This window comes from Bartonella numerosa, from assembly GCF_037070845.1.
Lineage (GTDB): Bacteria > Pseudomonadota > Alphaproteobacteria > Rhizobiales > Rhizobiaceae > Bartonella.
On the sequence record NZ_JAYMZI010000006.1, the window covers coordinates 17,641 to 32,716 of the forward strand.

Genomic DNA, 15,076 nt, shown 5'->3' on the forward strand with positions numbered 1-15,076 from the left:
TTAATGCAGAATTCAAGAATCTTCAGTAGGCTACAGTATAGCAGTTAAAATTTGCTTTCTTTAAAGTAGAACAAGCATTCGATGCAGCCTTTTTCGATGGGAAGCCTATAAATCGAGCGCGGTAATAATGGTGTCCACTCTTTTTGAATAGCTGCGTGTGCGAAGATGTGCGTTTTAAAGCCGAGGAAGCGGCATTTTCTGCTTTCAAAAGTAGAGCTTTTGCTTGTTTTTTTTCGGAAAGCGAACCAACTTGGATAGCCCATTTGGTGCTCGCAGATAAAGATGCAGTTACAATATGATTCTCTTTAACTTTTATTATCGCAGCTTTTTGAGGGTTAGGGATTGGTATAATTGCTTGATTTATGGCTGCTATTTGGGGGTTAGGGATTGGTATGATTGCTTGGTTTATGGCTGCTATTGCCGTGTCGGAAATTTTGGGCTGCTCTGCAAGTGCTGTCAACAAAGTGGAGACTTCATCATCAAGATCAGTTGGATCAGCTTTAACGATTGGCACGGGGGCGTTTAGGCCTGTAGGCAAATCATAGCGCGCAGAAGCCATCAGATAGTTCCCACCTTTTGAGAGACTTGCTTTTGGCATATATTTACTTAATAGGTTGCTCATATGATTATCACGTGCGGCGGACGACTTACCTCCCATAACGACAGCGACGATGGAGCGTCCATTCATACGCATGGATGTGGCTAAATTAGATCCTGACATTTGCGTATAGCCTGTTTTAATTCCGTCGACACCTTTCATCATTTTGACTAATTTATTATGGCTGCTAATGGTTCGACCGTGGAAGGTGAAGCTTGTCGTTTTAAATAGTCTGTACCGTTTTGGAAAATCTTTACGAAGAGCTAACGATAAAATAGCCATATCTCGTGCTGTAGAATAATTGCGCGCATCTGGAAGTCCTGAAGCATTTGCGAAATGGGTATGCATCATGCCAAGTTTACGGGCTTTTTCTGTCATTTTCTTAGCAAATTTTTTTTCATTACCGCTGAGATATTCCGCAACAGCCGTAGCAACATCATTTGCTGATTTTGTAATAAGCGCTTTGACTGCTGCCTCTGCGGAAATCGTCTGGCCCGCTTTGAGTCCTATCTTTGTCGGTGGGCGTGCAGCTGCGTAACTTGAAACAGGGATTGGTGTTTTCGGCGTTATACGACCTGTGTGCATAGCTTCAAAAAGCATATATAACGTCATCATTTTTGTTAAAGATGCGGGATAACGTTTCAATGTTGCATTGGCTTCAAATAAAGTTTTTCCTGTGTTCGCATCAATAACGATAGCCGCGTATTTATCTGGATAAGCTCCCTTAGGGGTGGCTGACGCCCAGGAGCAGGAAAGGGCTAAAACAATGTAGGAAATTACTAGCTTCTTACAGAAGTATACAATTTTTTTGCCGTCAACACACACTTGCTGTATCCTATTTACTCGTTCGTTTTCAAAGCTTTGCCAAGGCGCTCCCCCTTGTCGCAGTTCGTTTGCGCAATCTAGACGAATGATATTACCAATTTGTTTACGGAAACCGCTTTACGAGTCCCTATATTGATCTAGTTCTACCAAAAGGAAAAGCTCTTCCACGTAAATACACATTGCGGTGGTATCAGAGTGTTTTACAGGCGACAAGGAGCGCAATACGCAGGAAGTGCTGCCAACACTAAAATCCATAACGATTCCGATGCGTTTGCAATGTGCAAAATGAAAAGGGCAAAAATTAGAGAGAAAGATGATATGATTCTGTTATGAATGCTCGAGCTTACGCTTGGGCGGAGCGGTATTATATTTTTTACTTAATAGTGATATATCTCTACGTGAGTTTTGTTTTTTGGTAGTTTTTTCAGAAAATTGGAAAAATCGATATGCAATATATTGGATATTCGTCAAAGTGAGATGGGGTGAATTTTAGCTTGTGTTGATTGAAATTGGTTGAAATGAAAGTTGCAAGAATTGCAGAATTTTTTATGCCGAAATAAATATTTTTTACGACGCATAATGGGATGGAAGTAGAGAATTGGCCATGTCTTCATTCTTGGGCAAGATGCCGGTGGAAATTTAACGGGACGCTTTCTTTTTTCTGGGTATTTTAGGTAATGTCTGATACGGATTCAGTTGTCTTGCTCATCAAGCGGGCCGGGAAAGACTGCAAGAGGGTTTAACTGGTTGATTTAATATCACGATACTGTATTTAGTTATTCTAACAAGGTGAAATGTTTTAGATTAGCATTTTTCCCGCAATTTTGTCTGTCTATGAAGATTATGCAGCATAATTTTGAAAGTTTGTTGTGGTTAAAATGCAAGCTGGGTAAAGTAACGGAGGAATTCGCAAAATTATCTTCACTGTGTATCCGGTCGGTATTTGTTATTATTAGTATAGAAATTTCACGATTGGTTATGCGCTACTGCTTTATCTGCGACTTTACTTTTTTACTTTGGTTGATAACAATCAGGTTGTGCGGGGGGGGGTGTTTTTTGTTCGAATTACGATTCATTGATGGGGATTTTTTTAAATTAACTACCTTCGCCAAATCATCTTCTCTCTAAACGAAGGAAAAACGTTCGAGGGAGTAGAGGCTTGTTGTATTATATAAAACGCATTAAAAGGCTATCAATGAATGGAACTTTTCTAGAAATTTATGCAATAGATTTCAGCACAATCCGCATGCTGATCACACAAAATAAATTTTGAAAAATATAAGGAACCTCCGACGGTCACACTGTTCGCCACGCCGATTTGTTAAATATTATGTTTGTTCATTAAAATCAGCTAAGCTGTATGTTGGGCAAAAAGGAAAGGCAGAAAAATTGTCCCATTATAATGTGTTAAGTGCATCTCGAATTTTTTTAGCGTTTTCTTCAAGTATTTCTGTGGGTGTGACAACACCATTATGAGCAGTGAGCTCTATTCCTTTCATGCGTGGTATGACGTGGAAGTGGAGATGGAACACTGTCTGTTGGCTTGCTTCTTCGTTAAACTGCATAATCGTTATACCATCTGCTTGAAAGGCTGTTTTTACGGCATTTGCGATTTTGTGAACAACTTTAATGATTGGAAACAATGTTTCAATATCTGCGTCTAGTAGATTCCTGGATCCTTTTCGAGGGATAACGAGCGTGTGTCCCGGTGCTTGGGGCATAATATCCATGAATGCAATGACATCATCATCTTCATAAACTCGAACAGAAGGAATTTCATTGCGAATTAATTTAGCAAAGATATTATTATTGTCATAAGCTTGTTTCATACAATCATCTCCTTTGAATTCTTTTAGGATAAAAAGGCAATTGTTTCGTGGATTACCAATCGGAGGCTTTTTGTGTTTGGTCTTTGCCTTATGTAGGTCTATTGCCGTTTATGAAGGATCAAATTTCCACAACTGCTTCAATTTCTACCGGAACGTTCATAGGTAGAGTTGCAACGCCAATAGCAGAACGGGCATGTTTTCCAGATTCACCAAGAATGTTAGTCAGTAAATTAGAAGCTCCATCGGCGACAAGGGGAATATCTGTAAAATTGGAATCAACAGAAACAAAAACAGTAATTTTTACCACTCGTTTTATTTTATTAAGATCGCCGATAGCTGCTTTTATTTGTGCGAGAATATTAATAGCGCAGACTTCCGCTGATTTTTTTGCTTGTTCAACACTAATGTCTGTGCCAACTTTGCCGATCAATATTGGTTTTCCATCCAAAAGAGGGAGCTGTCCAGAGATAAAAAGTTGGTTTCCGCTTTGTGCTGTTGTTACATAGTTTGCTATGGATTGCGTTGCTTCAGGAATAGTAATTCCGAATTTTTGAAGGGAACTTTCAATAAAGTGAGTCATAATTTGAACCTCGTAGCTATTTTAAAATAGATCTATTGCATAAACTATTTTTTAGTTTAAGGAAATGCGTGGCTAGCGGAATGTTGGCCTTTTGTGGTTTCGTTATTTGATGGTATGCAGTGGGGGAGAATTGGGAATTGGGAATGATTAGGTCATTTTTAATAATAATTTTGGGTTTTTCTTTTTTACTATCTGCAGAGGCTGCGGGCAGCGTTTTTGTCGCGCCTCATAGGGCGGTTTACGACTTTCAGCTTGACAGCGCTTCTAACGAAATGGCGATTTTGGGGATGACTGGGCGAATGGTTTACGAGCTTACTGGTTCTGCGTGCCAGGGGTACACTACGCGTTTCCGTTTTATCAGCCGGATCCATATTGAAGATATGCCAGAGCGTCTAACCGATCAACAGACTACCAGTTATGAAGCTGGTGATGGTCGAACGTTCCACTTTAGCTTTATGGATCAGGTCGGACAAGATGCAGCGCATAAGGCTGAAGGATTCGCTGAGCACACTGAAGATGGGATTATAGTCAAACTACAAAAACCGCAGGAGAAAGAGTACAGGCTCTCAATGGCTGAATTCCCGGTTACGCAGTTAAAGAGCATTATTCAGCATGCGAAAACGGGACACAATTTTTATCATACTACCGTATTCGATGGAACGAATAAAGCAGATAGGGTTATAAAAGAGAGCATAGTTATTGGAGAGAAAAGGGTTCAGCCACTTGATTCTGAGATAATCAAAATAGGGGTGTTAGATGGGGAAGAGTATTGGCCAGTTACAGTTTCTTATTTTGATGATGTGGAAAATAATGATGGGTTGCCCATGTACCGCACGAGCTTTCTTTTACATGAAAGTGGTGTTATGCGCGATCTTCGTGTAGACTACGGAACTTTTGCTGTGCGTGCAAAGCTGAATAGCCTAGAGTTGTTTAATGTAGGGGAAAAATTGGATCAATGTGAACGTTAAATAGTTCAATAACTGTGTAAAATAACTTGAAAAAGAATCAAATACTAGTATGTTCGCCTTATTCCACACGCGGAATTTGGGTGTCTATGGAGAGAGTCTGGTTGACATCCGCCGGTAGCAGGGGTCCTGCTTTTTTCCGCGGAGGTTTAACCGGAAAGGATAGATTATGGCATTACCAGATTTTACTATGCGCCAGCTTTTAGAAGCGGGAGTGCACTTTGGTCATCAGACACATCGTTGGAATCCGAAGATGTCTGCTTATATATACGGCCAGCGCAACAATATTCACATCATTGATCTTGCTCAAACCGTGCCGCTTTTGCATCAAGCACTGAAACTTGTTTCGGATACGGTTGCGCGTGGTGGTCGTATTTTGTTTGTTGGTACCAAGAGACAAGCTGCTGACAGTATTGCTGATGCAGCAAGTCGTTCGGCGCAATACTATGTTAATGCGCGTTGGCTCGGCGGTATGCTCACAAACTGGAAGACAATTTCCAATTCGATACATCGTTTACGTAAGCTGGATAAAATTCTTGCTGCTGAAGCTCAGGGTTTTACGAAAAAAGAACGTCTAAATCTTGAGCGCGACCGTGAAAAGCTTAACCGTGCGCTTGGTGGTATTAAGGATATGGGTTCTGTTCCGGATCTCATTTTTGTTATTGATACTAATGAGGAAAATATTGCTATACAGGAAGCTAGGCGTTTGGGCATTCCGGTGGTTGCTGTTATAGACACTAACTGCAGTCCTGATCACATAGATTATCCGATTCCAGGTAATGACGACGCTTCGCGCGCGATTTCCCTTTATTGTGATCTCGTTGCTCGTGCAGCGCTTGATGGTATTGCTCGTCAGCAAGGCGCGATGGGTGTCGATTTAGGGGCTCAAGTTGACGCGCCTGCAGAACCCGTTTTAGAGGATGTCGTTCCTTGTTCTGAATGATGATTTGAAAAGGTGATTGGGTTACTTATCTACAAACAAGATGTCGTTAGCGTATGATGTGCCCTCTTGCGCTTTCGCCATCACAAAATAAAGAGGCAAACAAATATGAGCATTACTGCTGCACAGGTAAAAGAACTTCGAGAGTTGTCGGGGGCAGGCATGATGGATTGTAAGGCGGCTTTAGCCGAAACCAGTGGCGATTTAGAAGCTGCGATTGACTGGCTCCGCAAAAAGGGGGTGGCTAAGGCGGACAAAAAGGCTGGTCGTATGGCAGCTGAAGGATTGATCGGGGTTGCATCGGGGGATAAGAGCGCGGTTTTGGTTGAGGTTAATTCAGAGACAGATTTTGTTGCGCGTAATGGGGTGTTTCAGGATATCGTGCGTAATGTTGCCACGGCGGCTTTGGGTACTTCGGGTGGTGTTGATGCTGTTTCTGCGTCTTTTTACCCCGGTTCTGAAAAAACTGTAGAAGCGGCGATTAAAGATGCCATTGGCACGATTGGTGAGAATATGGCGTTTCGTCGTTCTGCCAAGTTGTCTGTTGAGGAGGGCGTAGTGGCTGCTTATATACACAATAGTGTGACCGATGGTCTCGGTAAGCTAGGTGTTTTGGTTGCTATTGAAACTACGGGGAATAAAGAAGTGGCTGCTTCTTTTGGTCGGCAGATTGCAATGCATATCGCTGCAGTTAATCCGTTGGCGATAACAGAGCAGGATGTTGATTCTGCCGTTGTTGAACGTGAGAGAGAGATTTTTTTGGATCAGGCGCGTCAATCTGGGAAACCTGAAAGTATTATTGAAAAAATGGTAGAGGGGCGTGTGCGCAAATTCTATGAGGAGGTCGTTTTGCTATCTCAGGCTTTTGTTGTGAACCCTGATGTTACTGTTGGGGTGGCTTTAAAGGGGGCTGAGGAGTCGATTGGTGCGCCGGCAAGAATTACGGGGTTTGTTCGTTTTGCATTAGGTGATGGTGTAGAAAGAGAGGAGACTGATTTTGCTTCAGAGGTTGCAGCAGCTGCTAAGGGGTAATTGTTCTTAAATTGTTGATTATGATTTTGAAACTGTGTCATTGGTCATGGGTTTGGTTTGCCGGTGTGAGGGGCGCTGGTTGGTTGGAGGGCGTCACGCTGTGAAGTGGTGCCCTCGGTGGTGTTGGAAGCAAAAATAAGTGCGCTTTGTGGGCGATGGTTGGTTATGTTAACGCTTCAGTATAAACGTATTCTTTTAAAAGTTTCCGGTGAGGCTCTTATGGGGGATCGGAGTTTTGGGATTGATGTTTCGGTGGTGGATCGTGTTGCTGCTGATATTGCTGAAGTGCGTGCGATGGGTGTAGAGGTTGCTGTTGTTATAGGTGGAGGTAACATTTTTCGTGGAGTTGCTGTCGCTTCTTATGGGGGAGATCGTGTGACTGGCGACCATATGGGGATGCTCGCAACTGCTATTAATTCTTTAGCTTTACGGACATCTTTGATAAAATTAGGGATTGAGGCGGTTGTGTTGTCTGCGGTTGCTATGCCTCAAATTTGTGAGAGCTTTTCACAGCGTAAGGCGATGAGTTACATGGGGCAAGGTAGGGTCGTCATTTTCGCAGGTGGTACTGGTAATCCGTTTTTTACTACTGATTCTGCTGCTACTTTGCGTGCGGCAGAAATTGGGGCGGATGTTTTGTTGAAGGGAACACAGGTGGATGGTATCTATTCTGCGGATCCAAAAATAGATTCTGCAGCTAAACGTTTTGATCGATTGACACATGCTGAGGTTTTGCAGTTGGGTTTGTCCGTTATGGATACTACGGCGGTTGCTTTGGCGCGCGAGAACAATGTAGCGATCATCGTGTATTCGATTCATGAAAAAGGTGGTCTAGCTAGGGTACTGAATGGAGCGGGAAAGTTTACGATCGTATCGGAGTAAAGGCAACTTCAGAGTATAGGTAAGGGAGACAGAAATATGACTGTTGAATCGATTATGGATGATCTGAGGCGTCGTATGAGTGGAGCCATTTCGGTTTTTAAACGTGAGTTAAGCGGTCTGCGGACTGGACGGGCGTCTGCCAGTTTGTTGGAGCCATTGACGGTTGAGTCGTATGGTTCTGTCGTTCATATAAATCAGGTTGCTAACATTTCTGTTCCAGAGCCACGGATGCTTTTGGTTTCTGTGTGGGACAAAACTATGGTGGGTGCTGTAGAGCGTGCTATTCGCGATTCTGGGCTCGGTTTAAATCCTATTGCTGATGGTGCGATTTTGCGTATTCCTCTACCTGAGTTGAATGAAGAGCGCCGTAAGGAACTTGTAAAGATTGCGCATCAATATGCAGAACAAGCTCGTGTTGCTACACGTCATGTCCGCCGAGACGGCATAGATAATTTGAAGAAATTGGAAAAAGAGGGTGAAGTTGGCAAAGATGAAGTTCATAGCCTATCTGAAAAAGTTCAGAAATTTACGGATGAATCTATCGCTGATATTGACAGAATTTTGGCCGCAAAAGAGTCGGAAATTATGCAAATTTGAAATGGCTTCGTCGTCAGAAAAGATGTAAACGCAAGAAATTTATCTCTGCATAAGTGGGATGTGATGGGGCGGGTTTTGTTGCACTGTGGTGCTTGGTGTTGTGGACAATCTTGGTTCGGGTTGGGTGGTATTTTTTTTATCTGTCAAGAAAAATTTGGATCATTCGTTAAGGAAATTAAGTAAGGTAGTAAATCTCTGGAACGTTTCTTTATTTTGTTGTATAGTGGACCCCCTATCTTGTTAACGAAATGATCGGCTTGGTTATATGATGGGCTGTGTGATAGTGGATTTTATTGGGGATGTGGTGCCTTAATCTCGCTATTGCTCTCGGTTATAAATTATGGTCAGGTAAACGAAACGAGCTGAAGTTTATTTATGGTTCTTCGTCGATTTTTTCATGTGGTTTTGGCAGTGTGATGGAAGATAGTTTAATGTAGGTGAAGGTTCTGGGGCAGAATTCGGTTGTCTTCGTGGTTGGTTTCCCGGGAGCGGTGTGGCCGGTTGTTGGTTTGTTGGCATTGTATGACATGTTCATCTTGTTATTTAGGAATTGACGGGAAGGTTTTGTGGAGTTGCGCGTATAAAGATGCTGCTTAGAGGGGGGGGTTTAGTTATTTTTTTGGTTTTGTGTCTTTCGTTTGGATGTCGATTTGTCTGATCTCGTTTCTCGTATTTTGACTGCTGTTGTTTTTGGTAGTTTCGCTTTGTTCTTAACGTGGTTTGGGGGGGCGGTATTTTTTTTATTTGTATGGCTGATCGGTGGTTTTATCCTATATGAGTGGATTGGTATCACTGGGGAGAAGTGGAATGCTGCGCAAAAGATATTGGCAGGTGTCTTTTATTTATTTTTTTGCCCTTTCTTAATATGGGGAGTGTCCCCTTTACTAGTCTTCTTTGCTTTAATAGTTTTTTCCGGACTGTTGGCGATCTTTGGGTCTGGTAGGAATAGTGGGTGGGTTTTTTCTGGTTTTTTATATTCATCTTTCCCGGTTGAGGCTTTGTCTCTTTTAAGAGGCAATGAAATGCTGGGGTTTTGGGTTGTTATCTTTTTGTTTGCTATAGTATGGGGCACGGATATTTCCGGGTATTTTAGCGGGCGCACGTTTGGTGGTCCAAAGTTAGCTCAACGATTTTCTCCTAATAAAACGTGGTCTGGTGCGATCGGTGGTACAATTGCTGGAGTTTTTGGTGGTACATTAATCGCCTTTTGTTTCTTAAACGCAAGTTTAGGAAGTTTTTTTGTGCCGTTACTTGCCTTTGCTTTATCAGCTGTTTCTCAAGTAAGTGATTTGGGGCAATCGTGGTTGAAGAGAAAGTTTTCTGTTAAAGATTCTGGTTATTTATTACCCGGACACGGTGGGTTCATGGATCGGATGGATGGGTTAGTGGGGGCTGCCTTTTTCCTTTATTTAATTGGCTCGTTTATGTCTGGTATAGATACGCCTTTTAATCTTTTTTCATGAGTTAATTGGGAGAAGATATTTTGGATTTTTTGGATCATGTATCAACCGCAAGTAGCTTGCTTCTAAGGAGTTTTGGCGTTTTTTTTGTCGTTATGGCCGTTATTTTTGTTCATGAGTTTGGGCATTATCTTGTTGGGCGTTTGTGTGGTATCAAGGCATTAGTGTTTTCGCTCGGATTTGGGCCTAAAATATTGAGTTACGTGGACAACCACGGTACACAGTGGCGCTTGGCGCTTATCCCTTTGGGGGGATATGTGAAGTTTGTTGGAGATGAAAATGAGGTGGATGCTCTGTCTTCGTCCGTTCATGGTTCGTTTTCTAGCGCTCACGCTTGGAAAAAAGCGGCGACGGTTTTTGCTGGCCCCTTATTCAACGTTCTTTTGACTGTTGCTATTTTGACGTTTTTTTTCTTTTCTCAGGGACGTATAGCTACAGAGCCTGTCGTTGGTTTTTTGGTGAAAGATGCTCCTGCTGCTCAGGTTGGGCTTATGCTTGGCGATCGTTTTATTGAAATGGATGGACGTCGTATTGAGAGTTTTGAGGATTTAGCGGCTTATGTCGCTTTTCATGGTGGAAATCCTATAGAATTTAAAATGGAGCGGATGGGAAGGGTGTTTACCACAGTAATTACACCAATAATGATCGAGCAGGATGATGGGTTTGGAAATCGGGTTTTGGGTGGGGCAATAGGAGTGGCTGCTCCTGCTGATCCAAATAACCCCACGCGTTTAGATCCAGCTTATGAAAAACGTATCCATTACAATTTTATGGAAGCAGTAGTTGTTGCGTTAGAACGTACAATGCGAGTCGCTACACAGACAGTTTTTTTAATTGGCCGTTTAATAGGAGGGAAGGAGGATCGTTGTCAGCTGAGCGGTCCGTCAAAAACCGTCAAAATTGCTTGGCGAGTTAGCGAAGCAGGTTTTATTTCTTTGTTAAATTTCGCGGCTTTTCTTTCGATTGGTATTGGGCTTGTTAATCTTTTTCCGATTCCGCCTCTCGATGGTGGGCATTTATTGTTTCATGTGGTTGAAGCTCTTTCTGGTAGCCCCGTCTCCGCTGAAATTCGACAGGCTGTTTTTTATTTGGGGTTTTGTGTGGTCCTTCTATTTATGATTTTTGCACTGTTTAATGATTATTTTTGTTGGCTTAGCTAATTTAGTCAATTAAATTATGGAAAACATTTCGAAAATTGGGTAGTAGTGGGGTTTATAGCTTAAAATTTGTTTACCATGTCCGCAAAATAATATGGCGTTGCGCATTGTGGTTGTTACTTAAAGGGGAGGCTCTGCTGTGGATGTTATGAGCACAAAGAGCTGTCGTTGTGGTTGGCTTTTCGAGGCGTTATGTCCGGGAAATAAGGTAAGGTAAGAAACAATGATTATAAATTCAAAGTTTTTAAGTGCGGCGTCTATGTTTGTTTTGGCTGCGGATGTGGTTGTGCCGGCGACAGCGTTTATGTCGGTCGCTATGGTCAAAGAGGTACAGGCGGCTGTGGTTAGCTCTATCGAAGTTCGCGGGAACAAATTTGTAAGTGCGCAGGCAATTCTTGACAATATGGACATAAAGGTGGGGCGGAGCTTTTCCAGCGGTGATATTGATGCTGCGGTTAAACGGCTTTTCGGTTTGGGTTTATTTTACGATGTCAAAATAAATCAGGTGAATAACAAGCTGATTGTTCTGGTTAAGGAGTATGAGGTAGTAAATCAGGTCCTATTTCAGGGAAATAAATCTTTCAAGGATCCCGATCTTAAACGGTTCATTTCGTTGAAGCCGAATGAGTCATTTAGTTCTGCTAAGCTTTCTTCCGATGTGGGCGTGATTCGTGAAGCTTATAAAACCGTTGGTCGTGATAATGTGGCTGTCACGGCTAAGACCATCAATCTTGGAAGAGGGCGCGTGAATGTAGTTTTTACCATTGTTGAGGGTCGGAAAACAAAAATTAGCAGTATTACGTTTAAGGGTAACAATGCTTTTGGGAGTCGCCGTCTGCGTGATGTAATTTCAACGCAGCCTTCAGGTATACTGTCATTGTTGACGAGAGGTGATGTCTATAGTGAGGAACGTTTATCCGTGGACGAAGAGGCTTTACGTCGCTTTTATTATAATCGTGGTTACGCAGACTTTAGGGTTGTTTCGTCCAAGGCAGTTTTTGATGAGGTGAGTGGCGCATATAAAATTGATTTCGTTCTTGACGAAGGTGTGCGCTATAAAATTGGTAATGTCAGGATTGAAAGCGATATCGATGGAATTGATGTTAGTTCCATGAAAGGATTGCTTAAGACACGTCCGGGTGGTGTTTATAGTGCGGGTGATATTGAGCAGTCTGTTGCGATTATCAATAATAAGGTTGCGGATTCGGGGTACGCTTTTGCAAAAGTTGAACCGCGTGGGAATCGCGACCTGGTAAATCATACGATTTCGATTGTGTATAGCGTTGAACGAGGTCCGAGAGCGTATGTCCAGCGCATTGAAATACGTGGCAATGAGAAGACTCGTGACTACGTTATTCGCCGTGAGATTGATTTAAATGAAGGTGATGCTTTTAATCAGACTCTAATGCAGCGGGCAAAGAGTCGCTTAGAGAGTTTGGGTTTTTTTAAGGCTGTTAATATTTCAATGGTTCCTACTGATCAGTCAGATCAGGTTGCTTTGGTTATAGATGTAGTGGAAGCTTCAACAGGGGATCTTTCCCTTTCAGGGGGATATACTACTGGTGGTACAAGTCCTGGGATGTCGTTTGAAGTGTCTCTTACTGAACGCAATCTTGGCGGGCGTGGTCAGTATGTTCGTTTGGGCTTAGGTGCCGGACAAGAGAAGTCTCGTAATTACAATTTGTCATTTGTTGATCCTCATTTTTTTGGTTACCGCTTATCGGCTGGTATTGATATATTCCGCAGTACTTACCGTGCTGATAAGGCGTATGATGTGCGCCAAACGGGCGGTTCGCTTCGATTTGGGCTTCCTATTAGCGACCAGTTGTCCGCTAATTTAGCCTATTCTTATGTGCAAGAAGAATATGATTTTGGTGGAGCGTATGACTTAAACGATGATAAGGTTGTAAGAGAGCTCTACGATAGATATTCTGGTGCTATCGTTCAAGCTTCAAAGAACAGTCCTTGGAAGCGTTCGTCGGTTAGCTATGGTCTGACTTATAATTCCATCGATGATATGAGTAATCCACACGATGGGCTGTATATGCGTATTCTTCAAGAGTACGCTGGGCTCGGTGGAAACGCAAAATTTTTAAAGACAACTGGTAAGGCTATGGTGTATAAGACGCTTTCTGATCCAATGGATGTCGTCGGCTTGCTTTCTTTTGGCGCTGGTCATATTCGTGAAGTAGAGAAAGACGGTGTTCGTATTTTTGATATGTTTAAGAGCTCTGACCTAATTCGAGGTTTTAAATACAATGGGATAGGTCCGCGTCAAGTGTCTAATAAGGGTGAGGTGTATTTCTTGGGTGGCACGACATATGTGAACGCGACAGCAGAGCTTCAGTTCCCTATACCTGTCGTTCCCGAAGGTTTGGGGCTGCGTGGCGCTTTGTTTGCAGATGCTGCAACGCTCTACGGTAATAATTATACGCCTGTTTTTCAAGGTGAGGCGCCGGTTACAGATATTAAAAGCGCGTGGCGCACGTCTGCGGGTGCTAGCTTAATGTGGGAATCTCCATTTGGTCCGCTACGTTTTGATTATGCTTGGCCGATTAGTAAGCGGGAGGGTGATCGTGTGCAGCAGTTTAATTTCGGTATTTCTACTAAATTTTGATTTAAGTTTTTTCCAAAAGGGAATATGTTGAGGAAAATGAATTAGGCTGGGAGAGAAAGTGTTTTGATGGCGGATGCATTTTTTTTTACGCCGTCCCGGCGATTGACGGTTGCGAATATCGCGGAGCTAACAGGTGCAAAGCTTCTTAATCCAGAGTTTTCTAATACGGTTGTCGATACTCTCTCTTCACTAGAGAGTGCGAGGGAGGGTTCTCTCGTATTTGTGGAGAATCGAAAATTTTCTGATGCTTTATTGGGAAGTTCTGCTGTTGCTGTTTTTTGTACGAATGAGGTGGTCTTTAAGGTTCCCGAGTCCATGGCAATTTTGCTGACATCCACTCCACAACGTGATTTCGCGCAGATTGGCCGCATCTTATTCCCTACTTCTGTGAAGCCGATGCCTTGGTTTGGGCAGGGGGGGATCTCGCCGCACGCGCACATTCATCCGACTGCTGAACTTGCAGACAATGTATGTGTTGAGGCGGGGGCTGTTATTGGTAAAAATGTTAAGATCGGTGAAGGAACCCTTATTTCGTCAACTTCGGTTATTGGGGAAAATTGTTGTATCGGACGCGAATGCTATATCGCTCCTAGAGTAACAGTTCAGTATTCTCTAATAGGCGATAGAGTCCACATTTATCCTGGCGCTTGCATTGGGCAAGATGGCTTTGGCTACATTGGTAGCAGCGTTGGTGGAATCGAAAAAATTCCACAGATCGGTCGCGTCGTCATCCATGATGGCGCAGAGATTGGAGCAAATACAACAATCGATCGCGGGACATTTGGGGACACCATAATCGGGGAAGGCAGTAAGATCGACAATTTGGTGCAAATAGCCCACAATGTAAGAATCGGCAGCTACTGCCTCGTTGCCGCACAATGCGGAATCGCTGGAAGCACGTCCATAGGCGACATGTCTCGCCTTGGCGGAAGCGTTGGAGTAGCAGACCATATTGTGATAGGTAAATGTGTTCAGATTGCGGCTGGGAGTGGTGTAATGAATGATATTCCAGATGGTGAAAAATGGGGGGGAAGTCCAGCGCGGCCGTTTAAGCAATGGTTTCGTGAAGTTGCAGCGTTGCGTAATATTGGCAAAGCTAAAAAGGAGAAGCGCTAGTATGCTCAGCATCGAAGAAGCGAAAAATCTGGAGTCTGCAGATATTGAGAAGTTGCTTTCGATATTACCGCATAGGTATCCATTTTTGTTGATTGATCGTATAGTTGAAATCGATGGAGAGCAGGAAGCTATAGGTATCAAAAATGTAACGGTCAATGAGCCGCATTTTATGGGGCATTTCCCCATGAATCCGATTATGCCAGGGGTTTTGATCTTAGAAGCAATGGCGCAGACAGCGGGAGCAATTTCACTTTTGAAATTGGTTAACAGGAAGACAAATCTGGTTTATCTTATGAGCGTAGATAATGCAAAGTTTCGTAGACCTGTTGTTCCAGGTGATCAGTTAAAAATTCACGTTCAGCTTTTAAAAAAACGGTCGGGTATGAGACGTTTTTCATGCATCGCGAAAGTAGAGGGTGTTCGTGTTGCTGAGGCAGAAATTGCTGCGATGATTAGCGATTACAGTGGGTAATATATA

The 15,076-nt window shown here is 42.9% G+C and carries 13 protein-coding genes; 10 read left to right on the forward strand and 3 right to left on the reverse strand.

Annotated elements, in window-relative coordinates:
• Positions 1 to 22: 22 nt before the first annotated feature.
• From WCP75_RS03350 to WCP75_RS03360, 3 genes are all read right to left on the reverse strand, one after another.
• Positions 23 to 1,423 carry a serine hydrolase gene (locus WCP75_RS03350; protein WP_336276838.1) on the reverse strand — a complete coding sequence of 467 codons (1,401 nt, stop codon included), beginning with the start codon at positions 1,421 to 1,423 and terminating at the stop codon, positions 23 to 25.
• A gap of 1,397 nt (positions 1,424 to 2,820) precedes the next feature.
• Positions 2,821 to 3,252, reverse strand: a complete 432-nt coding sequence (locus WCP75_RS03355; protein WP_336276839.1) for an HIT family protein — start codon at positions 3,250 to 3,252, stop codon at positions 2,821 to 2,823.
• Between the two features lie 118 nt (positions 3,253 to 3,370).
• Positions 3,371 to 3,832 carry a RidA family protein gene (locus WCP75_RS03360; protein ID WP_336276840.1) on the reverse strand — a complete coding sequence of 154 codons (462 nt, stop codon included), beginning with the start codon at positions 3,830 to 3,832 and terminating at the stop codon, positions 3,371 to 3,373.
• Between the two features lie 143 nt (positions 3,833 to 3,975).
• On the opposite strand from WCP75_RS03360, the gene WCP75_RS03365 reads away from it, so the two are divergent.
• From WCP75_RS03365 to fabZ, 10 genes are all read left to right on the forward strand, one after another.
• The gene (locus tag WCP75_RS03365; RefSeq protein ID WP_336276841.1) at positions 3,976 to 4,800 is read left to right on the forward strand and encodes an EipB family protein; all 825 of its coding nucleotides are present in this window, start codon (positions 3,976 to 3,978) and stop codon (positions 4,798 to 4,800) included.
• A 166-nt stretch (positions 4,801 to 4,966) separates the two neighbouring features.
• A complete protein-coding gene (gene rpsB, locus WCP75_RS03370) occupies positions 4,967 to 5,740 on the forward strand; it encodes a 30S ribosomal protein S2 (RefSeq protein ID WP_336276842.1) in 774 nt (257 codons plus the stop codon).
• Between the two features lie 105 nt (positions 5,741 to 5,845).
• Entirely contained in the window at positions 5,846 to 6,769 is a 924-nt protein-coding gene (gene tsf, locus WCP75_RS03375; protein ID WP_336276843.1) for a translation elongation factor Ts, read from the forward strand.
• Positions 6,770 to 6,934: 165 nt separating this feature from the next.
• Positions 6,935 to 7,651 carry a UMP kinase gene (gene pyrH, locus WCP75_RS03380; RefSeq protein ID WP_336276844.1) on the forward strand — a complete coding sequence of 239 codons (717 nt, stop codon included), beginning with the start codon at positions 6,935 to 6,937 and terminating at the stop codon, positions 7,649 to 7,651.
• Between the two features lie 36 nt (positions 7,652 to 7,687).
• Positions 7,688 to 8,248 (forward strand): ribosome recycling factor, encoded by a 561-nt coding sequence (gene frr / locus WCP75_RS03385; RefSeq protein ID WP_336276845.1) that lies wholly within the window; start codon positions 7,688 to 7,690, stop codon positions 8,246 to 8,248.
• A gap of 650 nt (positions 8,249 to 8,898) precedes the next feature.
• Positions 8,899 to 9,711 (forward strand): phosphatidate cytidylyltransferase, encoded by an 813-nt coding sequence (locus tag WCP75_RS03390; RefSeq protein WP_336276846.1) that lies wholly within the window; start codon positions 8,899 to 8,901, stop codon positions 9,709 to 9,711.
• Positions 9,712 to 9,731: 20 nt separating this feature from the next.
• A complete protein-coding gene (gene rseP / locus WCP75_RS03395) occupies positions 9,732 to 10,868 on the forward strand; it encodes an RIP metalloprotease RseP (RefSeq protein ID WP_336276873.1) in 1,137 nt (378 codons plus the stop codon).
• Positions 10,869 to 11,088: 220 nt separating this feature from the next.
• Positions 11,089 to 13,482 carry an outer membrane protein assembly factor BamA gene (gene bamA / locus WCP75_RS03400; RefSeq protein WP_336276847.1) on the forward strand — a complete coding sequence of 798 codons (2,394 nt, stop codon included), beginning with the start codon at positions 11,089 to 11,091 and terminating at the stop codon, positions 13,480 to 13,482.
• A gap of 66 nt (positions 13,483 to 13,548) precedes the next feature.
• Positions 13,549 to 14,598 carry a UDP-3-O-(3-hydroxymyristoyl)glucosamine N-acyltransferase gene (gene lpxD / locus WCP75_RS03405; protein WP_336276848.1) on the forward strand — a complete coding sequence of 350 codons (1,050 nt, stop codon included), beginning with the start codon at positions 13,549 to 13,551 and terminating at the stop codon, positions 14,596 to 14,598.
• A gap of 1 nt (position 14,599) precedes the next feature.
• Positions 14,600 to 15,070, forward strand: coding sequence for a 3-hydroxyacyl-ACP dehydratase FabZ (fabZ, locus tag WCP75_RS03410; RefSeq protein ID WP_336276849.1), 471 nt, complete (start codon positions 14,600 to 14,602; stop codon positions 15,068 to 15,070).
• Positions 15,071 to 15,076: the final 6 nt, after the last annotated feature.